Annotated in this window: 15 protein-coding genes; 6 read left to right on the top strand and 9 right to left on the bottom strand. The window is 64.8% G+C overall.

What is annotated here, in order from left to right; all coding sequences use genetic code 11:
* Positions 1-16 precede the first annotated feature (16 nt).
* The 5 genes from betA (at position 17) to trxC (ending at position 9,190) form a co-directional block, all read left to right on the top strand.
* Entirely contained in the window at positions 17-1,714 is a 1,698-nt protein-coding gene (gene betA, locus ACI2KK_RS07910; RefSeq protein WP_217840731.1) for a choline dehydrogenase, read from the top strand.
* A 244-nt stretch (positions 1,715-1,958) separates the two neighbouring features.
* Positions 1,959-3,701 carry a potassium/proton antiporter gene (locus ACI2KK_RS07905; RefSeq protein ID WP_217840732.1) on the top strand — a complete coding sequence of 581 codons (1,743 nt, stop codon included), beginning with the start codon at positions 1,959-1,961 and terminating at the stop codon, positions 3,699-3,701.
* Positions 3,702-3,736: 35 nt separating this feature from the next.
* Positions 3,737-7,042: a mechanosensitive channel MscK gene (gene mscK / locus ACI2KK_RS07900; RefSeq protein WP_404668518.1), complete on the top strand. Its 3,306-nt coding sequence runs from the start codon at positions 3,737-3,739 to the stop codon at positions 7,040-7,042.
* A 163-nt stretch (positions 7,043-7,205) separates the two neighbouring features.
* A complete protein-coding gene (gene selO, locus ACI2KK_RS07895; protein ID WP_404668517.1) occupies positions 7,206-8,666 on the top strand; it encodes a protein adenylyltransferase SelO in 1,461 nt (486 codons plus the stop codon).
* Positions 8,667-8,755: 89 nt separating this feature from the next.
* Positions 8,756-9,190, top strand: coding sequence for a thioredoxin TrxC (gene trxC / locus ACI2KK_RS07890; protein WP_404668516.1), 435 nt, complete (start codon positions 8,756-8,758; stop codon positions 9,188-9,190).
* 268 nt (positions 9,191-9,458) lie between these two features.
* Here the strand turns inward: trxC and ACI2KK_RS07885 are convergent, their stop codons facing one another.
* Positions 9,459-10,232, bottom strand: a complete 774-nt coding sequence (locus tag ACI2KK_RS07885) for a ParA family protein (RefSeq protein WP_404668515.1) — start codon at positions 10,230-10,232, stop codon at positions 9,459-9,461.
* Positions 10,233-10,284: 52 nt separating this feature from the next.
* On the bottom strand, positions 10,285-11,190 hold the full coding sequence (locus ACI2KK_RS07880) for a LysR substrate-binding domain-containing protein (protein ID WP_404668514.1): 906 nt from the start codon (positions 11,188-11,190) through the stop codon (positions 10,285-10,287).
* A gap of 233 nt (positions 11,191-11,423) precedes the next feature.
* Between ACI2KK_RS07880 and ACI2KK_RS07875 the strand changes: the two genes are divergently transcribed.
* Complete coding sequence (locus tag ACI2KK_RS07875; RefSeq protein ID WP_404668582.1) at positions 11,424-12,581, top strand: MFS transporter; 1,158 nt, start codon at positions 11,424-11,426, stop codon at positions 12,579-12,581.
* 76 nt (positions 12,582-12,657) lie between these two features.
* Here ACI2KK_RS07875 and ACI2KK_RS07870 read toward each other — a convergent pair whose 3' ends face one another.
* The 7 genes from ACI2KK_RS07870 to aroK all read right to left on the bottom strand — a co-directional run bounded on the left by ACI2KK_RS07870 (position 12,658) and on the right by aroK (position 24,110).
* The gene (locus ACI2KK_RS07870) at positions 12,658-13,005 is read right to left on the bottom strand and encodes a YgiW/YdeI family stress tolerance OB fold protein (protein WP_404668513.1); all 348 of its coding nucleotides are present in this window, start codon (positions 13,003-13,005) and stop codon (positions 12,658-12,660) included.
* Between the two features lie 113 nt (positions 13,006-13,118).
* Positions 13,119-14,183: a uroporphyrinogen decarboxylase gene (hemE, locus tag ACI2KK_RS07865; RefSeq protein ID WP_404668512.1), complete on the bottom strand. Its 1,065-nt coding sequence runs from the start codon at positions 14,181-14,183 to the stop codon at positions 13,119-13,121.
* 239 nt (positions 14,184-14,422) lie between these two features.
* The gene (locus ACI2KK_RS07860; RefSeq protein WP_404668511.1) at positions 14,423-15,841 is read right to left on the bottom strand and encodes an FAD-dependent oxidoreductase; all 1,419 of its coding nucleotides are present in this window, start codon (positions 15,839-15,841) and stop codon (positions 14,423-14,425) included.
* 106 nt (positions 15,842-15,947) lie between these two features.
* On the bottom strand, positions 15,948-20,393 hold the full coding sequence (gene gltB, locus ACI2KK_RS07855; RefSeq protein ID WP_404668510.1) for a glutamate synthase large subunit: 4,446 nt from the start codon (positions 20,391-20,393) through the stop codon (positions 15,948-15,950).
* A gap of 375 nt (positions 20,394-20,768) precedes the next feature.
* Positions 20,769-22,379 carry an AAA family ATPase gene (locus ACI2KK_RS07850; RefSeq protein WP_404668509.1) on the bottom strand — a complete coding sequence of 537 codons (1,611 nt, stop codon included), beginning with the start codon at positions 22,377-22,379 and terminating at the stop codon, positions 20,769-20,771.
* A gap of 15 nt (positions 22,380-22,394) precedes the next feature.
* Positions 22,395-23,492: a 3-dehydroquinate synthase gene (gene aroB / locus ACI2KK_RS07845; RefSeq protein ID WP_404668508.1), complete on the bottom strand. Its 1,098-nt coding sequence runs from the start codon at positions 23,490-23,492 to the stop codon at positions 22,395-22,397.
* Between the two features lie 99 nt (positions 23,493-23,591).
* Positions 23,592-24,110, bottom strand: a complete 519-nt coding sequence (gene aroK, locus ACI2KK_RS07840; RefSeq protein WP_404668507.1) for a shikimate kinase AroK — start codon at positions 24,108-24,110, stop codon at positions 23,592-23,594.

Below are 24,110 nucleotides of genomic sequence, written 5' to 3'. Positions count from 1 at the left end.
ACACGAGGGTACTTGCATGTCCCAAGAATTCGATTACATCATCGTCGGTGCCGGCTCGGCCGGTAACACCCTGGCCACCCGCCTGACCGAAGACGCCAGCGTCACGGTCCTGCTGCTGGAAGCCGGTGGCCCCGACTACCGCTTCGACTTCCGCACCCAGATGCCGGCCGCCCTGGCCTTCCCGCTGCAGGGCCGGCGCTACAACTGGGCCTATGAGACCGACCCGGAGCCGCACATGGACGGCCGCCGTATGGAGTGTGGCCGCGGCAAGGGCCTGGGTGGCTCGTCGCTGATCAACGGCATGTGCTACATCCGCGGCAACGCCATGGACTTCGACGGCTGGGCTGAACTGCCGGGCCTGGAAGACTGGACTTACCTCGACTGCCTGCCGTACTTCCGCAAAGCCGAAACCCGCGACATCGGCCCCAACGACTACCACGGCGGCGAAGGCCCGGTCAGCGTTGCCACGCCAAAAGCCGGCAACAACCCGCTGTTCCACGCCATGGTCGAGGCCGGCGTGCAAGCCGGCTACCCGCGCACCGAAGACCTGAACGGCTACCAGCAGGAAGGCTTCGGCCCGATGGACCGTTCGGTGACCAAGAACGGCCGCCGTTCCAGCACCGCACGCGGTTACCTGGACCAGGCCAAGAAGCGCCCCAACCTGACCATCGTCACCCACGCCCTGAGCGACCGCGTGCTGTTCGACGGCAAGCGCGCCGTGGGTGTGACCTACCTGGTGGGTGACAGCGAAGAGCGCGTCGAAGCCCGCGCCCGCAAGGAAGTCATCGTCAGCTCCGGCGCCATCGCCTCGCCACAGCTGCTGCAGCGCTCCGGCGTGGGCCCGCGCGCCCTGCTGGAAAGCCTCGACATCCCGGTGGTGCACGATCTGCCGGGCGTCGGCGAGAACCTGCAGGACCACCTGGAGCTGTACCTGCAGTACGCCTGCACCCAGCCGGTGTCGCTGTACCCGTCGCTGCTGTGGTGGAACCAGCCGGCCATCGGCGCCGAGTGGATGTTCAAAGGCACCGGCATCGGCGCCAGCAACCAGTTCGAGGCCGGCGGTTTCATCCGTACCCGCCCCGAGTTCAAGTGGCCGAACATCCAGTACCACTTCCTGCCGGTTGCGATTAACTACAACGGCTCGAACGGCGTCAAAGAGCACGGCTTCCAGGCGCACATGGGCTCGATGCGCTCGCCAGCCCGTGGCCGCATCCAGGCCAAGTCGAAGAACCCGCGCCAGCACCCGAGCATCCTGTTCAACTACATGGCCACCGAGCAGGACTGGCAGGAATTCCGTGACGGCATCCGCCTGACCCGCGAAATCATGGCCCAGCCGGCGCTGGACCCGTACCGTGGCCGCGAAATCAGCCCGGGCGCCGACGTGCAAACCGACGAGCAGCTGGACAAGTTCATCCGCGAGCACGCCGAAACCGCCTTCCACCCGTCCTGCTCGTGCAAGATGGGCACCGACGACATGGCGGTGGTCGATGGCGAAGGCCGCGTGCACGGCATGCAGGGCCTGCGTGTGGTCGACGCCTCGATCATGCCGCTGATCATCACCGGCAACCTCAACGCCACCACGATCATGATCGCCGAGAAAATCTCCGACAAGATCCGTGGCCGCAAGCCATTGCCGCGCAGCACCGCCAAGTACTACGTGGCCGGTGATGCCCCGGTGAAGGGCAAGCCGATGCGTGAAGTGAAGCAAGGCTGAAGGCCGCATCAGGGCCAATCGCCGGCAAGCCGGCTCCTACAGGGATATCTGTAGGAGCCGGCTTGCCGGCGATGAGGCCCGGCCAGGCAACACAATGAAAAGGCACCTCTCGAGGTGCCTTTTTTCATATGCAGAAACGCTTTACAGCCTGCCAATTCATCAGGTTAGAATCGATTGGCACGCGACCTGCTAGCCCGAGGCTATCAAGGTCCTTTTTCCCCCGCGATGTACCGGAGTAACGCCTTTGGATGCGAGCACCATCAACAGCCTGTTCCTGATCGGCGCTCTGCTGGTCGGGGCCAGTATCCTGGTCAGCTCGCTGTCCTCGCGCCTGGGCATCCCGATTCTGGTCATCATCCTCGCCGTCGGCATGGTCGCCGGCGTCGACGGTGGCGGCATCATCTTCAACAACTACCCGACTGCCTACCTGGTGGGCAACCTGGCCCTGGCGGTGATCCTGCTGGACGGCGGTCTGCGCACCCGGGTGGCGAGTTTTCGCGTGGCGCTGTGGCCGGCGCTGTCGCTGGCCACGGTCGGCGTACTGATCACCACCGGGCTGACCGGCATGGTCGCCGCCTGGCTGTTCGACCTGAGCCTGATCCAGGGCCTTTTGATCGGCGCCATCGTCGGCTCCACCGACGCTGCGGCAGTGTTCTCGCTGCTCGGAGGCAAGGGCCTGAACGAGCGGGTCACCGCCACGCTTGAAATCGAATCGGGCAGCAACGACCCGATGGCGGTGTTCCTCACCGTCACCCTGATCGACATGATCGCCAGCGGCCAGACCGGCCTGCACTGGAGCCTGCTCACCCACCTGCTGCGCGAGTTCGGCATCGGCAGCCTGCTGGGCCTGGGCGGCGGCTGGCTGATGCTGCAGCTGGTCAACCGCATCAACCTGGCCGGCGGCCTGTACCCGATTCTGGTGGTGGCCGGGGGCTTGGCGGTGTTCTCGCTGACCAACGCCCTGCACGGCAGCGGCTTCCTCGCCGTGTACCTGTGCGGCCTGGTGCTGGGCAACAAGCCGATCCGCAGCCGCCACGGCATTTTGCACATGCTCGACGGCATGGCCTGGCTTGCGCAGATCGGCATGTTCCTGGTGCTGGGGCTGCTGGTCACCCCCCACGACCTGCTGCCCATCGCCGTGCCGGCGCTGGGCCTGGCGCTGTGGATGATCCTGGTGGCGCGGCCGCTGTCGGTGGTCGCCGCGCTGCTGCCGTTCAAGGCTTTCCATGGTCGCGAAAAAGGCTTCATCAGCTGGGTCGGGCTGCGCGGCGCGGTGCCGATCATTCTGGCGGTGTTCCCGCTGATGGCCGGCCTGCCGGACGCCCAGCTGTTCTTCAACCTGGCGTTCTTCATCGTGCTGGTGTCGCTGCTCGTGCAGGGCACCAGCCTGCCGTGGATGGCCAAGCTGCTGAAGGTCACCGTACCGCCGGACCCTGCACCGATCTCGCGTTCGGCGCTGGAGGTGCACATCACCAGCGAGTGGGAGCTGTTCGTCTATCGCCTGGGCGCCGAAAAGTGGTGCATCGGCGCCGCCCTGCGCGAGCTGAAAATGCCTGAGGGCACGCGAATCGCCGCGCTGTTTCGTGGCGAGCAACTGCTGCACCCCTCGGGCAGCACGGTGCTGGAGGTGGGCGACATGCTTTGCGTGATCGGCCACGAACACAACCTGCCGGCCCTGGGCAAGCTGTTCAGCCAGGCACCACAACGCGGCCTGGACCTGCGCTTCTTCGGTGATTTCGTGCTCGAAGGCGATGCCGAGCTGGGTGCGGTGGCCGCGCTGTATGGCCTGAAACTCGATGGCCTGGACGCGAAAATGCCGCTGGCGCAGTTCATCCGACAAAAGGTCGGAGGCGCTCCAGTAGTAGGCGATCAGATCGAATGGCACAGCACGATCTGGACCGTCGCGGTCATGGACGGGAACAAGATCCAGAAAGTGGGCGTCAGATTCCCCGAAGGAACCCGGCCAAGCCCCGGGTTGTTCCTCTAAACTCCGATTTGCCTCGTCGCACAAGAATTCTGCCTATGTCCCTGCGCGTGTATAGCCGCGCAGCCCTGCTGGGGCTGTGCCTGACCCTGTCGTTCGCCGCCGGCGCGGCAGAAGTACCCACCACCCCCGGCATCCAGACCAGCCTCGACAAGATCGCCGAGCGCAAGCTGCCCGAAGCCGAGCAAAAGGCCGTGCAGCAGGTGCTGGAACAGACCCTGGCGCTGCTGGCCAGCAAGGAGGATAGCGAGAACAAGCTCGCCGCCCTCAAGCAGCAACTGACCGGCGCCCCCCAGCAGATCCGCGACAGCCAGCGTGAACTGATCAAGCTCAAGGGCAGCAGCAGCGCACCGGTGACCCAGCGCTACGCCAACCTCAACGTGCCGCAGCTCGAGCAGATGCTCAGCGAGCGCAGCACCCAGCAGGGCGAGCTGCAGAAGGCCCTGAGCGAAGCCAACAGCCTGATCATCAACGCCCAGACCCGCCCCGAGCGCGCCCAGGCCGAAATCAGCAACAACCAGACGCGCATCCAGCAGATCAGCAACGCGCTCAAGGCCGGCAAGGACAATGGCAAGCCGCTGACCAGCGACCTGCGCAACCAGCTCAACGCCGAGCAGGCCTCGCTCAACGCCCTGACCCTGCTGCGCCGCCAGGAACTGGCCGGCAACAGCCTGCTGCAGGACCTCGGCAGCGCCCAGCACGACCTGCTGATCGAGCGCGCCGCACGCCTGGAGCAGGAGATCCAGGACCTGCAGACGCTGATCAACGACAAGCGCCTGGCACAGTCCCAGCAAACCGTCACCCAGCAGTCGATCGAGGCGCAGAAGGCCGGCGGCAGCACCCTGCTGGCCAACGAAAGCGCGGCCAACCTCAAGCTCTCCGACTACCTGCTCAAGAGCACCGACCGGCTCAACGAGCTGACCCAGCAGAACCTGCGCGCCAAGCAGCAGCTCGACAGCCTGACCCAGGCCGACCAGGCGCTGGACGAGCAGATCAACGTGCTCAAGGGCAGCCTGCTGCTGTCGAAGATCCTCTACAAGCAGAAGCAGGCCCTGCCGCACCTCAAGCTGGACCGCGACCTGGCCGACCAGATCGCCGACATCCGCCTGTACCAGTTCGAGATCAATCAGCAGCGCGAGCAGATGAGCAGCCCGTCCAGCTACGTCGACAAGCTGCTCGCCAGCCAGCCCCAGGAGGATGCCAGCCCAGCCCTGCGCAAAGCCCTGCTGGAGGTGGCGATCACCCGCAGCGACCTGCTCGAGCGGCTCAACCGCGAACTCTCGGCGCTGCTCAACGAATCGATCACCCTGCAGCTGAACCAGAAGCAACTGCTGGGTACCGCGCAGAACCTGCGCACCACCCTCGAAGAGCAGATGTTCTGGATCCCCAGCAACAAGCCGCTGGACTGGGAATGGCTGCAGTACGTGCCGCAGCGCCTGGCCGACCAGGTCGCCAGCCTGCCCTGGGGCTCGGGCATAAGCGAAGTGGCCGACGGGCTGATCCAGCGCCCGCTGCTGTTCCTGCCGCTACTGCTGGTGATCGGCGCGCTGCTGTGGCGGCGCAAGGCGCTGTACCGGCGCCTGGGCAAGGTCCACCAGGACATCGGCCACTTCAAGCGCGACAGCCAGTGGCACACGCCCCAGGCGATCCTGGTCAACATCCTGCTGGCGATGCCCCTGGCGCTGGCCCTGGCCCTGGGCAGCTACGCCCTGCAGATCGACGCCCGCGGGCAGAACGCCAACCTGGGCGCCGCCCTGTGGCAACTGGCCCAGGCCTGGCTGGTGTTCTACACCGCGTATCGCATCCTCGCCCCGGGCGGGGTGGCCGAAATCCACTTCCGCTGGCACAAACCACAGGTCGAATTCCTGCGTGGCTGGGTGCGCCGCCTGGGCACCGTGGTGCTGGCCCTGGTGGGTGTGGTGGCGGTGGCCGAACACCAGCCCTCGGCGCTGGCCGACGACGTGCTGGGCATCGGCGTGGTGCTGACCTGCTACGCGCTGATGGCCTGGCTGCTCAGCCGCCTGCTGCTGAGCAGCCCGGCGCACCGTGACACCTCGCTGTTCCGCAAGGCGGTGGGGGTGGCCTTTACTGCCCTGCCCATCGCCTTGTTCGTGGCGGTGTGCTTCGGCTACTACTACACCGCCCTGAAGCTCACCGACCGGCTGATCTACACCCTCTACCTGCTGCTGTTCTGGCTGGTGATCGAGGCGGCGTTCGTGCGCGGCCTGTCGGTGGCGGCGCGACGCCTGGCCTACCAGCGTGCGCTGAGCAAGCGCCAGGCGGCCAAGGAAGGTTTGGATGGCGAGGTGGTGATCGAGGAGCCGACGCTGGACATCGAGCAGGTCAACCAGCAGTCGCTGCGCCTGATCCGCCTGGCCCTGCTCGGCGGTTTCATCGCCGGGCTGTACTGGGTGTGGGCCGACCTGATCAGCGTATTCTCCTACCTCAACAACGTCACCCTGTACGAGTACAGCAGCGGCACCGGCGCCACCGCCAGCATGGTGCCGATCAGCCTCGGCGACCTGCTCGGTGCGCTGGTCATCGCCGGCATCACCGTGGCCCTGGCCAGCAACCTGCCGGGCCTGCTGGAAGTGCTGGTGCTGTCGCGCCTGAGCCTGGCCCAGGGCAGTGCCTACGCCATCACCACGCTGCTGTCGTACGTGATTGTCGGCGTGGGCATCGTCAGCACCCTGGCAACCCTCGGGGTGAGCTGGGACAAGCTGCAGTGGCTGGTGGCGGCACTGTCGCTGGGGCTGGGTTTCGGCATGCAGGAGATCTTCGCCAACTTCATCTCCGGCATCATGATTTTGTTCGAGCGCCCGGTGCGTATCGGCGACACCATCACCATCGGCAACCTGTCCGGCACGGTGAGCAAGATCCGCATCCGCGCCACCACCATCACCGACTTCGACCGCAAGGACATCATCGTCCCCAACAAGACCTTCATCACCGGCCAGCTGATCAACTGGTCGCTGACCGACACGGTCACCCGGGTGACGCTGAAGCTGGGCATCGACTACGGCTCGGACCTGGACCTGGTGCGCGACCTGCTGCTCAAGGGCGCCCACGACAACCCGCGGGTGCTCAAGGACCCGGAGCCGATCGTGTACTTCCTCAACTTCGGCGAAAGCGCGCTGGACCACGAGCTGCGCATGCACGTGCGCGACCTGGGCGACCGCAACCCGACCCTGGACGAGGTCAACCGCTACATCGACCGCGAGTTCAAGGCCCACGGCATCAAGATTTCGGTGCGCCAGGTAGAGGTGTTCCTGATGGACACCAAGGGTGGCCGGCAGCAGTTGATTCCCATGGATGGCAAAACGGATGGCACGCCTGGGGCCTAAGAGGGTTCGAATACTTTATTCTGTGCTCAAACCCAGCGAGGGCTGCGCCCTCGATCGCGGGTAAACCCGCTCCCACAGGCTTGGCGATATCCCTGTGGGAGCGGGTTTACCCGCGAAGGGCCGCAAAGCGGCCCCAATGGCACGACACCCAGGAGCCGGCCCCGTGAAGTCCCTCGACCACCTCACTTTCGACAACCGCTTCGCCCGCCTGGGCGATACCTTCTCCACCGAGGTTCTGCCCGACCCCATCGCCGAGCCGCGCCTGGTGGTGGCGAGCGAATCGGCCATGCAGCTGCTCGACCTCGACCCGGCCCAGGCCCATGAGCCGGTATTCGCCGAGCTGTTCAGCGGCCACAAGCTGTGGGCCGAGGCCGAGCCGCGGGCGATGGTCTATTCCGGCCACCAGTTCGGTTCGTACAACCCGCGCCTGGGCGATGGCCGCGGGCTGCTGCTGGGCGAGGTGGTCAACGACGCCGGCGAGCACTGGGACCTGCACCTCAAGGGCGCCGGCCAGACCCCGTACTCGCGCATGGGCGATGGCCGCGCGGTGCTGCGCTCGTCGATCCGCGAATTCCTCGCAAGCGAAGCGCTGCACGCCCTCGGCATCCCCAGCAGCCGGGCGCTGTGCGTGATCGGCTCAAGCACCCCGGTATGGCGCGAAACCCGCGAGAGCGCCGCCATGCTGCTGCGCCTGGCGCAGAGCCATGTGCGTTTTGGCCACTTCGAGTACTTCTACTACACCAAGCAGCCCGAACAGCAGCGCGTACTCATCGACCACGTGCTGCGCGAACACTACCCCGAGTGCGTCGACGCCGAGCAGCCGTACCTGGCCATGTTCCGCAGCATCGTCGAGCGCAACGCCGAACTGATCGCCCGCTGGCAGGCCTACGGCTTCTGCCACGGGGTGATGAACACCGACAACATGTCGATCCTCGGCATCACCTTCGACTTCGGCCCCTACGCCTTCCTCGACGACTTCGACGCCAACTTCATCTGCAACCACTCCGACGACCGTGGCCGTTACAGCTACGCCAACCAGGTGCCTATCGCCCACTGGAACCTCAGTGCCCTGGCCCAGGCCCTGACCACGGTCATCGAGGTGGAGCCGCTCAAGGAAGCGCTGGGGCTGTTCCTGCCGCTGTACCAGGCCCATTACCTCGACCTGATGCGCCGCCGGCTGGGCCTGACCACCGCCGAAGACGACGACATGGCGCTGGTGGAGCGCCTGTTGCAGCGCATGCAGAGCGGCGGCGTGGACTACACGCTGTTCTTCCGCCGCCTTGGCGAACAGCCGGTGGCCGAGGCCTTGCAGGTGGTGCGTGACGACTTCATCGACCTGGCCGGGTTCGATGCCTGGGGCGCCGACTACCTGGCGCGCTGCCAGCGCGAGCCGGGCAATGCCGAAGGGCGGCGTGAGCGCATGCATGGAGTGAACCCGCTGTACGTGCTGCGTAACTACCTGGCGCAGAAAGCCATCGAGGCGGCTGAAGCCGGTGACTACAGTGAAGTGCGGCGGCTGCACCAGGTGTTGAGCAAGCCGTTTGATGAGCAGGAAGGCATGCAGGCTTACGCCGAACGTCCACCGGAGTGGGGCAAGCACCTGGAAATCAGCTGTTCATCCTGATTCTCAAGCCATGCACGCTCCCTGTAGGAGCCGGCTTGCCGGCGATTGGGCCGCACAGCGGCCCCTGCACTTTTCGACTGGAGACCTTGATGTCCACCCCCTTGGTAATCCCCTGCCCGCACTGCAACGGCCTCAGCCGCCTGCCCGCCGAACGCCTGGGCGACAACCCGAAATGCGGCCGCTGCAAGCAGGACATGCTGCTGCCCCGCCCCTTCGACCTCAGCGAAGCCAACTACAGCGCCCAGATCAAGGGCGACCTGCCGCTGCTGCTGGATGTGTGGGCCGACTGGTGCGGGCCATGCAAGAGCTTCGCCCCGGTGTTCGAACAGGCTGCGCGCCAGCTCAGCGGCCGCTGCCGGCTGGCCAAGCTGGACAGCGAGGCCAACCGCAACCTGGCCGGGCAGTTGGGCATTCGCTCGATCCCCAGCTTGATCCTGTTCAGGAACGGGCGCGAAGTGGCGCGCCAGGCAGGGGCGTTTCCGTTGCAGTCGCTGCTGGAGTGGTTGCGCGGGCAAGGGGTTTGAGGGGATTGCGTTGGGGCTGACAGGTGGTTGCCGAGAGATTTTCAGCGCCTATGAGATCGAGCGCCGCCCGCGCGGCGCATCGCCGGCAAGCCGGCTCCTACATCTGTTTCGGGCCAATCTCTGCTGTACCGATACCGGGGTACGCCTTGTTAGTACGACATTAATTCAGCGTGGGCCCCTGTAGGAGCCGGCTTGCCGGCGATGCGCCGCGCGGGCGGCGCTCGATCTGCCAGGCGCAGAAGAATCTTCGGCGGACACCTGAAAGCCCTCAGGCACTCCTCTCCAGCAAATCATGCAGCTCGACAAACTGCTGGGTCAGCTTGTGCCGTGGCTCCAGATGAATCAGCGGCAGGTTGGCGTGGTGCGATTCGCGCATCTTCACCGAACTGCCCAGGTACACCGGCAACACCGGCAAACCCTCGGCCAGCAGCTCGTCGAGCATCTGCTGGGGCAGGCTGGCCCGTGACTGGAACTGGTTGACCACGATGCCCTCGACCACCAGCTCGTCGTTGTGGTCTTCTTTCAATTCATCGATTTCGGCCAGCAGGCCGTACAGCGCCTGGCGCGAAAAACTGTCGCAGTCGAAGGGGATCAGCACGCGATCAGCGGCGATCAACGCAGAAACCGCGTAAAAATTCAGGGCCGGCGGGGTGTCGATGTAGATCCGGTCGTAGTCTTCGTCCAGTTCTTCGAGCAATTTGCGCAGCTTGTTGATCTTGTGCTTGGCCTCAAGCTTTGGTTGCAGGTCGGCCAGCTCCGCCGTGGCGGTGACCACGTGCAGGTTGTCGAACGGGGTTTCGTAGATATCGACCTTGTTCTTCTTGGCGAACGGGCCGCTGGACAGCGACTGCTTGAAGAAGTCGGCAATGCCCATGGGGATGTCGTCGCCGGTCAGGCCGGTGAGGTACTGGGTGGAGTTGGCCTGGGCATCCAGGTCGATCAGCAGGGTCCGGTAGCCTTCACTGGCACTTACCGCCGCCAGGTTGCAGGCAATGCTCGACTTGCCCACGCCACCTTTCTGATTGAATACCACGCGCCGCATGTCAGACCTCCGTGTATCAACGAATGCCCGAGTATGTGACCAGCGCAGCGGTTTAGCCAGCACCTTCGGGCATTTGCAGCCCGGCCAGCAGGGCAACGAACGCATTGGCCATGGCCGAGCTCGATGCCTCGCGGCGTACCAGCCACACTGCGGTCATGGCCTCCTCGTCCAGCAGCGTGCGGTACACCACGCCCTCGATGCGCATGCGCTGGAACGAGGCCGGCAGCACCGACACCCCAAGCCCCGCCGAGACCAGCCCGATGATGGTCATCGCCTCGCCGGCTTCCTGGGCGAAATGCGGGCTGAAACCGGCCTGGCGCGCCAGGCTCAGCAACTGCGCATGCAAGCCGCTGCCATAACTGCGCGGGAAGAACACGAACGGCTCATGGGCCAGCGCCTGCATGTAGATGCCCTGCTCGCTGCCTGCCGCCAGCGGGTGCGAGGCGTTGAGCACAGCCACCAGCGGTTCGCGGAACAGTTCAGTGCAGAGGATGCCCTCGGGCAGCGGCATCGGCCGCATCAGGCCCACTTCGATGGACTCGTCGTACACCGCCTCCACCACGTCGCGGCTGCTCATCTCCTTGAGGTTCAGGTGCACCGAGGGGAAACGCTGGCGGAAGGCATGGATCGCCTGGGGAATGCGCGAGGTGAAAGGTGCCGACGAGGTGAAGCCGATCTTCATCTCACCCAGCTCGCCCAACTGCGCCCGGCGCGCTACATCGGCCGCCTTGTCCACCTGCGCCAGCACCTGGCGGGCCTCGTCGAGGAACAGCCGGCCGGCTTCGCTGAGCTCGACCCGACGGTTGGTGCGCTCGAACAAGCGCGCCCCCAGCTCCTGCTCCAGGGCCTGGATCTGCTGGCTCAGCGGCGGCTGCGAGATGCCCAGTTGCTGGGCCGCGCGGCCAAAGTGCAGCTCTTCGGCCACGGCGATGAAGTAACGCAGGTGGCGCAGTTCCATGAGCAGCCTCTCAATAGGTCGTAAAACGTCTTAAACAGGTCGAACAATATATTGGATCTAATCATTAGCCGGCTATATGATTTTTTCATCGCAGGTTTCATCGCAACTCTTCACTGCAACACCGGCCAGCGTGCCCGAGGTACCCATCCGTGAGATCAGCCGTAGCCCCCCTGCCCGCCGAACCCGACCCCGTCTTCAACGACAGCTGGATCGAAAAAGGCACCCCCGCGTTCATGAAGACCGTGCTGGCCCTGTTCAGCGGCGGCTTCGCCACCTTTGCCCTGCTGTATTGCGTGCAGCCGATGATGCCGCTGCTGTCGCAGGAATTTGCCATCAACGCAGCGCAAAGCAGCCTGGTGCTGTCGGTGGCCACCGCCATGCTGGCCATCGGCTTGCTGATCACCGGGCCGATTTCCGACCGCATCGGGCGCAAGCCGGTGATGGTCTTCGCCCTGGCCAGCGCGGCCCTGGCCACGTTGGCCAGCGCCGTAATGCCGAGTTGGGAACTGGTGCTGGCCACCCGCGCATTGGTGGGCCTGTCGCTGAGCGGCCTGGCGGCGGTGGCGATGACCTACCTCAGCGAGGAGATCCACCCGCAGCACATCGGCCTGGCCATGGGCCTGTACATTGGCGGCAACGCCATCGGCGGCATGAGCGGGCGCTTGATCACCGGCGTGCTGATCGACTTCGCCAGCTGGCACACGGCAATGCTGGTGATCGGCGGGCTGGCGCTGGCAGCGGCAGCGGTGTTCTGGAAGGTGCTGCCCGAGTCGCGCAACTTCCGCCCCCAGGCGCTGAACCCGCGCAGCCTGCTGGACGGCTTCACCCAGCACTTCAAGGATGCCGGCCTGCCCTGGCTGTTCCTCGAAGCCTTCTTGCTGATGGGCGCCTTCGTCACCCTGTTCAACTACATCGGCTACCGCCTGCTGGCCGGCCCTTACCACATGAACCAGGCGCTGGTCGGCTTGCTGTCGGTGGTGTACCTGTCGGGTATCTACAGTTCGGCGCAGGTGGGCGCGCTGGCCGACAAGCTGGGCCGGCGCAAGGTGTTCTGGGCGAGCATCCTGGTGATGAGCGGCGGCCTGCTGCTGACCCTGGCCAGCCCCCTGGCGATGATCATCGTCGGCATGCTGGTGTTCACCTTCGGCTTTTTCGGCGCGCACTCGGTGGCCAGCAGCTGGATCGGCCGGCGGGCATTGAAGGCCAAGGGGCAGGCATCGTCGCTGTACCTGTTCTGCTACTACGCGGGGTCGAGTGTGGCGGGCACCGCTGGCGGGGTGTTCTGGCACCAGTGGGGCTGGAACGGCATCGGGTTGTTCATTGGCAGCTTGCTGGCAGTGGCGTTGCTGGTGGCGCTGCACCTGAGCCGGCTGCCGCCCAAAGTCGCCTGAAGGGCCAAATCGCCGGCAAGCCGGCTCCTACAGGGATCCGTGTAGGAGCCGGCTTGCCGGCGATTTGGCCCTCGGATCAGTTGATGATCTCGACGATATCCACATCCACCTCACGGCTCATCAGGTGTTTCTCCACCTCGCCGGTCAGCTTGACCTTGGTCTTGTCGTTGAACGGGGTCGGCGGCAGGTCTTCGTCGTCGATCTCGACGGTGATGGTGCCGGTGTTGCCCTTGAACTCGTACTTGTCGTCGTTATTGATCTTCTTGGTCACGTAGCCCTGCAGCACCACCGGGGTGTCATCGGCGGCGTCGTTGGCGGCGGCGACGGTGGTCACCGACTGTGCACCTGGGCCGGTGTAGCCGGCAGCCAGGGCGGCGGTGCTGAACAGCGGGGCGAGGATCAGGGGCAGGTAGCGGGCTTTCATGATGATCGGGTCCTGTTTGCGTTTTGATGGGACCAGATTACCGACGATCGCTGAATTCAAACTTAATGCAAAAAAAAGCCCGACACTTGGCCGGGCTTCTCGAGCAGACGTAATTACTGGTGATACTGCGCCGACAACTCATGCACAGCGTTGATGAACACGCCGGCGTGTTCCGGGTCGACTTCCGGGGTAATGCCGTGGCCCAGGTTGAACACATGGCCGGTGCCCTTGCCGTAGCTGGCCAGGATGCGCGCCACTTCCTTGCGGATGGCTTCGGGCTTGGCGTACAGCACGGTCGGGTCCATGTTGCCCTGCAGGGCCACCTTGTCACCGACACGGCGGCGGGCGTCGCCGATTTCGCAGGTCCAGTCCAGGCCCAGTGCGTCGGCGCCGGCTTCGGCGATGCTCTCCAGCCACAGGCCGCCGTTCTTGGTGAAGAGGATCACCGGCACCTTGCGCCCTTCATGCTCGCGAATCAGCCCGCTGACGATCTTGCGCATGTAGCTGAGCGAGAACTCCTGGTAGGCCGCCGCCGACAGGTTGCCACCCCAGGTGTCGAAGATCTGCACCGCTTGCGCACCGGCAAGGATCTGCCCGTTGAGGTAGCTGGTGACCGACTGGGCGAGTTTGTCCAGCAGCAGGTGCAGGGCCTCGGGGTTGTCGTAGGCCATGGCCTTGGTCTTGCGGAAATCCTTCGACGAACCGCCCTCGACCATGTAGGTGGCCAGGGTCCAGGGGCTGCCGGAGAAGCCGATCAGCGGCACCCGGCCGTTGAGCTCGCGGCGGATGGTGCTGACGGCGTCCATCACATAGCCCAGGTCTTTTTGCGGGTCGGGGATTGGTAGCGCCTCGATGTCGGCAAGGGTGCTGATGACCTTCTTGAAACGCGGACCTTCGCCGGTTTCGAAGTACAGGCCCTGGCCCATGGCATCAGGGATGGTGAGGATGTCCGAGAACAGGATCGCCGCGTCCAGCGGGTAGCGCTCCAGCGGCTGCAGGGTGACCTCGCAGGCGAACTGCGGGTTCATGCACAGGCTCATGAAGTCGCCTGCCTTGGCACGGCTGGCGCGATACTCCGGCAGGTAGCGGCCGGCCTGGCGCATCATCCAGACCGGGGTGACGTCTACGGGTTGCTTGAGCAGCGCACGCAGGAAACGATCGTTCTTCAGGGCAGTCATGTCGGCATCCGGAAAAAAAGTGCGGGCATTTTCTCAGACGCTAGCGCAAAAGGCACGGCCATGGCCATGCGTTTTGTCTATTGGGTGCCACAGGTCAAACGAATTTGTATACAAAACCTGGAACCTGGGGCTGCTCTGCAGCCCTTTCGCGACACAAGGCCGCTCCTACAGAAGATCGCATTCTCCTGTAGGAGCGGCCTTGTGTCGCGAAAGGGCCGCAAAGCGGCCCCAGCGATGGATCAGACTTCCAGGTAGTCCAGGATACCTTCAGCGGCGTTGCGCCCTTCGAAGATCGCCGTCACCACCAGGTCCGAACCGCGCACCATGTCGCCACCGGCGAACACTTTCGGGTTGCTGGTCTGGTGCTTGAATTTGGCCTTCTCCGGTGCCACCACGCGGCCCTGGCTGTCCAGCTGGATGCCATGCTGCTCGAACCACGGTGCAGGGCTTGGGCGAAAGCCAAAGGCGATCACCACGGCGTCGGCCGGAAGGATCTCTTCGGAGCCCGGGATCGGCTCGGGGCTGCGCCGGCCACGGGCATCCGGCTCGCCGAGACGGGTCTCGACCACCTTCACGCCTTCGACCTTATCCTCGCCGACGATGGCGATGGGCTGGCGGTTGTAGAGGAACTTCACGCCCTCTTCCTTGGCGTTCTTCACCTCTTTGCGCGAGCCCGGCATGTTGGCCTCGTCGCGGCGATAGGCGCAGGTCACCGAGTTGGCGCCCTGGCGGATCGAGGTGCGGTTGCAGTCCATCGCGGTGTCGCCACCACCCAGCACCACAACCTTCTTGCCCTGCATGTCGACGAAGTCTTCCGGCGACTTTTCAAAGCCCAGGTTGCGGTTGACGTTGGCGATCAGGAAGTCCAGCGCATCGTGCACGCCTGGCAGGTCTTCACCGGGGAAGCCGCCCTTCATGTAGGTGTAGGTACCCATGCCCATGAACACGGCGTCGTACTCGGCAAGCAGCTGTTCCATGCTGATGTCCTTGCCCACCTCGGTATTCAGGCGGAACTCGATGCCCATGCCGGTGAACACTTCACGGCGGTTGCTGAGCACGGTCTTTTCCAGCTTGAACTCGGGGATGCCGAAGGTCAGCAGGCCACCGATCTCGGGGTTCTTGTCGAACACCACCGGGGTTACGCCGCCACGCACCAGCACGTCGGCACAGCCCAGGCCCGCAGGGCCTGCGCCGATGATGGCGACGCGCTTGCCGGTGGGCTTGACCTTGGACATGTCCGGGCGCCAGCCCATGGCGAAGGCGGTGTCGGTGATGTACTTCTCCACCGAGCCGATGGTTACCGCGCCGAAGCCGTCGTTGAGGGTGCAGGCACCTTCACACAGGCGGTCCTGCGGGCACACGCGGCCGCACACTTCCGGCAGGGTGTTGGTCTGGTGCGAAAGCTCCGCCGCAGCCAGGATGTTGCCCTCGGACACCAGCTTCAGCCAGTTGGGGATGAAGTTGTGTACCGGGCACTTCCATTCGCAGTACGGGTTGCCGCAGCCCAGGCAGCGGTGCGCCTGCTCGACGGACTGCTGCGGCTTGAAGGGTTCGTAGATTTCGACGAACTCCTTCTTGCGCTGGCGCAGCAGTTTTTTCTTCGGGTCCTTGCGGCCCACTTCGATGAACTGGAAGTCGTTGTTCAGACGTTCAGCCATTTTTCAAAACCTCTTTACCGCAGTTGCCGGCATCAGCCGCAAGCTGCAAGACGATCACTTGAGCCGGGCAGGCCCCGCGCACGGGGCCTGCCACTTGCAGCTGTTGTTACTGCGGGTTGGCACGGGTGCTGGACAGCAGTTGCTTGAGGTTGGCCGCCTTGGGCTTGACCAGCCAGAAGCGCCGCACATAGTCGTCCAGGTTCTCGAAGAGCTCACGCCCCCACGCGCTGCCGGTTTCTTCGACGTACTCGCCCAGGACCCGCGCCAGGTGGCTGCGGTAGGCCTCCATCGCCTCACCACTGATGCGCTGGATTTCCACCAGCTCATGGTTGAGTTTGTCGACGAAGGTGTTGTCCATGTCGAGCACGTAGGCGAAGCCGCCAGTCATGCCAGAACCGAAGTTGTAACCGGTCTTGCCCAGAACGCAGACAAAGCCGCCGGTCATGTATTCACAGCAGTGATCGCCGGTGCCCTCGACCACAGCGTGGGCGCCGGAGTTACGTACAGCAAAGCGCTCGCCAGCGGTGCCGGCGGCGAACAGCTTGCCGCCAGTGGCGCCGTACAGGCAGGTGTTGCCGACGATGGCGCTGTGCTGGGTTTCGAACGGGCTGCCGGCAGGTGGCACGATGGTCACCTTGCCGCCGGTCATGCCCTTGCCGACGTAGTCGTTGGCATCGCCTTCCAGGTGCAGGTTCAGGCCACCGGCGTTCCACACGCCGAAGCTCTGCCCGGCAGTGCCCTTGAAGCGGAAGGTGATCGGCTTGGCGGCCATGCCCTGGTTGCCGTACAGCTTGGCGATTTCGCCAGAGATACGGGCACCGATGGAACGGTCGCAGTTGCAGATGTCGAGGCTGAACTCGCCACCGGCCTGGTCACGGATCGACGCCAGGGCCATCTCGACCATCTTCTCGGCCAGCTCGCCCTTGTCGAACGGCGGGTTCTTGTCCACTTCGCAGAACTGCGGCTTGTCGGCCGGAATGTGCGAGCTGCCCAGCAGCGGCGACAGGTCGAGGTACTGCTGGCGCTCGGTGTCGCCCGGCAGCACGTCGAGCAGGTCGGTACGGCCGATCAGCTCGCCGAGGCTGCGCACGCCCAGCTTGGCCAGCCACTCGCGGGTTTCTTCGGCGACGAAGGTGAAGAAGTTGATCACCATGTCGACGGTGCCGATGTAGTGGTCCTTGCGCAGCTTGTCGTTCTGCGTGGCTACGCCGGTGGCGCAGTTGTTCAGGTGGCAGATGCGCAGGTACTTGCAGCCCAGGGCGATCATCGGCGCGGTGCCGAAGCCGAAGCTCTCGGCGCCGAGGATGGCCGCCTTGATCACGTCCAGGCCGGTTTTCAGGCCGCCGTCGGTCTGCACCCGCACCTTGCCGCGCAGGTCGTTGCCGCGCAGGGTCTGATGGGTTTCGGCCAGGCCCAGCTCCCACGGGGCGCCGGCGTACTTGATCGAGGTCAGCGGCGAAGCGCCGGTGCCACCGTCGTAGCCGGAGATGGTGATCAGGTCGGCGTAGGCCTTGGCAACGCCTGCGGCGATGGTGCCGACGCCGGCTTCTGCCACCAGCTTGACCGAGACCAGCGCCTGCGGGTTGACCTGCTTGAGGTCGTAGATCAGCTGGGCCAGGTCTTCGATCGAGTAGATGTCGTGGTGCGGCGGTGGCGAGATCAGGGTCACGCCGGGTACCGCATAGCGCAGCTTGGCGATCAGGCCGTTGACCTTGCCGCCTGGCAGTTGGCCGCCTTCGCCGGGCTTGGCGCCCTGGGCAACCTTGATCTGCAGCACTTCGGCGTTGACCAGGTATTCCGGGGTCACGCCAAAGCGGCCGGTGGCCACCTGCTTGATCTTCGAGCTGCGGATGGTGCCGTAGCGCGACGGGTCTTCACCGCCCTCACCGGAGTTGGAGCGCGCGCCCAGGCGGTTCATCGCCTCGGCCAGGGCCTCGTGGGCTTCTGGCGACAGTGCACCCAGCGAGATGCCAGCGGAGTCGAAGCGCTTGAGGATGGCTTCCAGCGGCTCGATCTGCTCCAGCGGCAGGGCCTGGTCGGCCACCTTGACCTTGAGCAGGTCGCGGATCATCGACACCGGGCGCTGGTCGACCAGCGTGGTGTATTCCTTGAACCTGGCGTAGTCGCCCTGCTGCACGGCGGCCTGCAGGGTGTTGACCACATCCGGGTTGTAGGCGTGGTATTCGCCGCCGTGGACGAACTTCAGCAGGCCACCTTGCTGGATCGGCTTGCGCGCGCTCCAGGCTTCGGCGGCCAGCAGCTTCTGGTCGCTCTCAAGATCGACGAAGCGCGCGCCCTTGATGCGGCTGGACACGCCCTTGAAGCTCAGGCCGACCACTTCTTCGGCCAGGCCAATGGCTTCGAACAGCTGCGCGCCACGGTACGAGGCGATGGTGGAGATGCCCATCTTCGACAGGATCTTCAGCAGGCCCTTGGAGATGCCTTTGCGGTAGTACTTGAAGACTTCGTCCAGATCGCCCAGCACTTCGCCGGTACGGATCAGGTCGGCCAGCACTTCGTAGGCCAGGTACGGGTACACGGCCGAGGCGCCGAAGCCCAGCAGCACGGCGAAGTGGTGCGGGTCGCGGGCGGTGGCGGTCTCGACCAGGATGTTGCTGTCGCAGCGCAGGCCCTGTTCGGTGAGGCGGTGGTGCACCGCGCCAACGGCCAGCGAAGCATGCACCGGCAGCTTGCCCGGGGCGATGTAGCGGTCGCTCAGCACCAGCTGGGTCTTGCCGCCACGTACGGCTTCTTCAGCCTGGTCGGCGATGTTGCGCACGGCCGCTTCCAGGCCGAGGCTTTCGTCGTAGTTGAGGTCGATCAGCTGGCGGTCGAAGCCTTCGCGCTCCAGGTTCATCAGCGAGCGCCACTTGGCGGGCGAGATGACCGGCGAGCTGAGGATCACCCGCGAGGCGTGCTCGGGGGATTCCTGGAAGATGTTGCGCTCGGCGCCCAGGCAGATTTCCAGCGACATCACGATCGCTTCACGCAGCGGGTCGATCGGCGGGTTGGTCACCTGGGCGAACTGCTGGCGGAAGAAGTCGTACGGCGAACGTACGCGCTGCGACAGCACGGCCATCGGCGTGTCGTCACCCATCGAGCCGACCGCTTCCTGGCCCTGCTCGCCCAGCGGGCGCAGCACCTGGTCACGCTCCTCGAAGGTGACCTGGAACATCTTCATGTATTGCTTGAGCTGGTCGGCGTCGTAGCTGGCCACGCCCTGGTCGTCGGTCAAGGTCGCCTGGATGCGCGTGGCGTGCTGACGCAGCCAGCGCTTGTACGGGTGGCGCGACTTCAGGCGGTTGTCGATGGCGTCGGTGTCGAGGATCTGGCCGGTCTCGGTGTCGACGGCGAGGATCTGGCCCGGGCCGACACGGCCCTTGGCGACCACTTCATCAGGCTGGTAGCCCCACACGCCGATTTCCGAGGCGATGGTGATGTAGCCGTTGGTGGTGGTCACCCAACGTGCCGGGCGCAGGCCGTTGCGGTCGAGCAGGCACACCGCGTGGCGGCCTTCGGTCATGACGATACCGGCCGGGCCGTCCCACGGCTCCATGTGCATGGAGTTGTATTCGTAGAAGGCGCGCAGGTCGGCGTCCATGGTCTCGACGTTCTGCCAGGCTGGCGGTACCAGCATGCGCACGCCGCGGAACAGGTCGATGCCGCCGGTGACCATCAGCTCGAGCATGTTGTCCATGCTCGAGGAGTCGGAACCGACGCGGTTGACCAGCGGGCCGAGCTCTTCGAGGTCGGGGATCTGGTCGTTGGCGAACTTGGTGCGACGGGCCATGGCCCAGTTGCGGTTGCCGGTGATGGTGTTGATCTCGCCGTTGTGGGCGAGGAAGCGGAACGGCTGGGCCAGCGGCCATTTCGGCAGGGTGTTGGTGGAGAAGCGCTGGTGGAACACGCAGATCGCGGTTTGCAGGCGCTCGTCACCGAGGTCCGGATAGAAGGCCGCCAGATCGCGCGGCATCATCAGGCCTTTGTAGATGATGGTCTTGTGCGAAAAGCTGCAGATGTAGTGGTCGGCGTCGTGGGCGTTGGCCACGGACGAACGGCGACGGGCACTGAACAGCTTGATGGCGAATTCCTGATCACTCAGGCCTTCGGCGCCGATGAACACCTGCTCGATCTGCGGCAGGCGCTCAAGCGCCAGGCGGCCGAGTACGCTGGTGTCGATCGGGACTTTACGCCAGCCAACCAGCTTGAGGCCGGCGTTGACGATCTCGCGGTCCATGTTGGCGCGGGCAGCTTCGGCTTTGACCGGGTCCTGGTTGAAGAACACCATGCCGACGGCGTACTGCTTGGGCAGTTCGACGGCAAAGTGTTCCTGGGCCACGGCACGCAGGAATTGATCGGGCTTCTGCATGAGCAGACCGCAACCGTCACCGGTCTTGCCGTCGGCGTTGATACCGCCGCGGTGGGTCATGCAGGTCAGGGCCTGCATGGCGGTTTGCAGAAGGTGGTGACTTGGCTCGCCCGTCATATGGGCAATCAGGCCAAAACCACAGTTGTCCTTGAATTCTTCGGGATGGTACAGACCTGTTTTCATAGACACTTTCTCACCAGGTTCGCCCCTCAGCCGGAGGCAAATCTCTTTTTTAACAACCACTTACCATCCACGCCGATCAAACGCCAGCTTTTTTGCGGTGGCCATGGAAAACCATTGTTGCACAGGGACAGCGACGCCCACAAATTTTCATGTCTCACCATTGAAAATTTATGTCGCAATTTTGAATGTTTTTGCGCCATGCGCCGTGATAGCGGCTTGGCTCGAGTCTGAAGCGTTTCAGCCATGACTGCAACAGAGGGCTTTTGGCCGGCAGTCCGGGACAGAAAAGCCTGCCGCGCTCAGGCGCAGCAGGCTAGTTGAAAAGCTGGAAGTCGCTCGGCAACTGGGCGGCGGGGTGATGCCGCCCGGAAGGTATCAGCGGGCCGTGGCCAGCTCTTGTTGGACGCTGCCGACGGTTCGTGGCCAAGGTTTACCAGCCTGGACCTTGGCTGGCAAGTTCTTGATTGCCGCAGCGGCTGCGTCGCGGTTGGCGAAGTTGCCGTAAGTGACCACGTACAGCGGCTTGCCCTGCAGGTTCTTGCGGAAGTAGCGATAGTCGCCACCCTGCGCCTTGACGAAGGCCTGGGCCGACGCCTCGGAGCTGGTGCCGAAGATCTGCACCACGTAATTACCGGCCTTTTGCCCGGCGTACCAGTTGCTGTTGCCAGCGCCGCCGGCGGCCGGTTTTTCGGCAGGCTTGGCGGCTGGCTTGGCAGTGGCGACCTGGGCTGGTGCCGCAGCCGGCTTGGCGGGTGCAACCGGTTTGGCCGGCTGGGTTGCGACAGGCTTTTGCGCAGGCGCAACCGGAGCGTTGGTCACGGGCTGGGCCGGTGCCGGCGCAGCGCTGGCGGTGGCCCCCTGTGGCGGCGCGATGGTGGTCACGGTCGGCGGCACAGCGGCTGATGGCGCGGCAGGCTGCAGGGCAGTGTTGCCGGCCGGGCTCGCCTCCTCGCCATCCCCCATGCCAGCGGCTTGCGCCAGCGGTTCGCGCATTACCGGCTGCGACTGGCCGACCAGCGGCAGAGGCATCGGCTGCGACGAGCCAGAGAACTCGATGTTCGGCGCCGCACCGCCTTGCTGGCCCAAGGGCAGCTGGGCCTGGGCGGCAGGTGCCTCGGTAGGCGCCTTGTCGCCCTTCTTCGGCATCAGTACCGCAGCACCAACGGCGACCACGACCACAGCGGACAGCGCAAGTACGTGTTTCTTAGGCATTTTGAACCCCATGGATGGTCGCTTGGCCGTGGTCCGGCTGGCGATCATGGCTTCGATCAAGGTATCGCGAGCGACCTGGTTGATGGTGCCAGGCCACCCGTCGGAGTTTTCGTGGATGTCGACGATCTGTTCGCGGGTGAATACCTCTATGCCCCGGCCTGCACCATCCAGGCGCTGCTCCAGGTACTCGCGGGTTTCTTCCTCGCTGTAAGGCGCAAGCTCGATGATGTGGAAGCGTTCTTCCTCGATGCTGAGCTCGTCGAGCCCGGCGATCAGCGAAGGCTCACCGAACAGGAACACATGCGGACGGCCTTCGGCCACGCCCGCCGCCAACTCCAGCAACGCTTGGAGTGCCGACTCGTCGAGTTGTTCCGCATCGTCCACCAGCAAATAGACTTCCTGGCCAGTCAGCGCCAGCTGTACCACCTGCGACAGGATCGCCTGCACCTCGGGCTGGGCCACGTTCAGCGACTGGGCTACCTGGCCGAGCACGCTGGCGGCATCGGCGGCACCACGGGCGGATACCACCACGCTTTGCACCGACTGTTTGTTGGTGCTGGCCACCAGCGCCTGACGCAGCAAGGTCTTGCCACTGCCCACGGGGCCGGTGACCACCAGCATCAACTGGCTGTAGCGCGCCAGGTGATGCAACTGGCCCAGCACCGGCTTGCGCTGGGCCGGGAAGAACTTGAAGCCCGGTACCCGCGGGGCGAACGGGTCGTGGGTCAGTTGGTAATGTTCGAGGAACGCCTCATCGGCATGCAGAGTGCTCATTGCGTTGTCACAACCTCAAAGCTGGGCCACGATCGCGCGGTAATCCGCTGCCAGCGTGGCCTGAAGAATCTCTTTCGGATAGTCGTCGGTGACGACGGCCTCGCCCATCTGGCGCAGCAGCACCAGGCGCAGGCGGCCATCGAGCACTTTCTTGTCGACTGCCATGTGCTCCATGAAATGCGCCGGGGTCATTTCCTGTGGTGGCACCACCGGCAATCCTGCATCCTGCAGCAGGCGAATGCCGCGATCACGCCCGGCCTGGTCGATCCAGCCCAGGCGCATGGACATCTCCAGGGCCATTACCGTACCTGCCGACACCGCCTCGCCATGCAGCCAGACGCCATAGCCCATGTGGGTCTCGATGGCGTGGCCGAAGGTGTGGCCGAGGTTGAGGGTGGCACGCACCCCCGACTCGCGCTCGTCGGCGCCCACCACAGCCGCCTTGGCAGCGCAGGAGCGGCGAATGGCTTCGGTCAGGGCGGCAGGCTCCAGCGTGCGCAGGGCCTGCATGTTGTCTTCGAGCCAGCCAAGGAACGGCTCGTCGCAGATCAGCCCGTACTTGATCACTTCGGCAAGCCCGGCGGACAGCTCACGCGCAGGCAGTGTTTTCAGGCTGGTAGTGTCGATCAATACGGCGTTGGGCTGGTAGAAGGCCCCGACCATGTTCTTGCCCAGCGGGTGGTTGATGCCGGTCTTGCCGCCCACCGACGAGTCCACCTGGGACAACAACGTGGTCGGCACCTGGATGAAGTCGACGCCGCGCTGGTAGCAAGCGGCGGCAAAGCCGGCCATGTCGCCGATAACGCCGCCACCGAGTGCGACCACGGTGGTACGGCGGTCGTGACGAGCGGTCAGCAGCCCGTCGAAGATCAGTTGCAGGGTTTCCCAGTTCTTGTGGGCTTCGCCGTCCGGCAGGATCACCGGCTGCACCGAGTAGGCACCCAGGGTCTTGCTCAGGCGTTCGAGATACAGAGGCGCGACGGTTTCGTTGGAGACGATGGCCACCTGCCGGCCGTGGATGTGCGGCGCCAGCAGTTCGGGCTGGTCCAGCAGGCCCTCGCCAATGTAGATGGGGTAGCTACGCTCGCCCAGGTCGACCTTCAGTGTCTGCATGTATCCCCACAATGTACTTGGGCGCGGTGCCGACGGTGCGGCGCTGCGCGGTGACGTTCAACCCCGCCCCGGCGTTGGTCGCCGAGGATAGACCCCGGCTTAGCGGGGCGGCAACTTCTGCAAACGCTCGAGGATGTCGAGTACCACCATGCGCGGTGGCCGTTCGTCGGTTTCTACCACCAGGTCGGCGATTTCCCGGTAAAGCGGGTCGCGCGCCTCGAGCAGGGCACGCAGGGTGGCCTCCGGGTTGGCGGTGCGCAGCAAGGGCCGATTGCGGTCACGCGCGGTGCGCCCGACCTGCTGCTCGACGGAGGCGTGCAGGTAGATTACCCGGCCGCCAGCATGCAGCGCTGCACGGTTGGCTTCGCGCATCACCGCGCCACCGCCGGTGGCCAATACCACGCCATCGAGCACGCTGAGCTCGGCGATCATCGCCTGCTCACGGTCACGGAAGCCCGGCTCGCCTTCCTTGTCGAAGATCCACGGGATATTGGCGCCGGACCGCAGTTCGATTTCCTTGTCGGAATCCTTGAACAACAGGCGCAGCTCTTTGGCCAACAGGCGCCCGATGGTGCTTTTACCAGCGCCCATGGGCCCTACAAGTATCAAATTTCGCAC

It is taken from the genome of Pseudomonas sp. NPDC089406 (assembly GCF_044900265.1).
GTDB lineage: Bacteria > Pseudomonadota > Gammaproteobacteria > Pseudomonadales > Pseudomonadaceae > Aquipseudomonas > Aquipseudomonas fakonensis.
The sequence above is the reverse complement of the archived record's forward strand: the minus strand, read 5'-3'. Positions and strand labels throughout refer to the sequence as shown.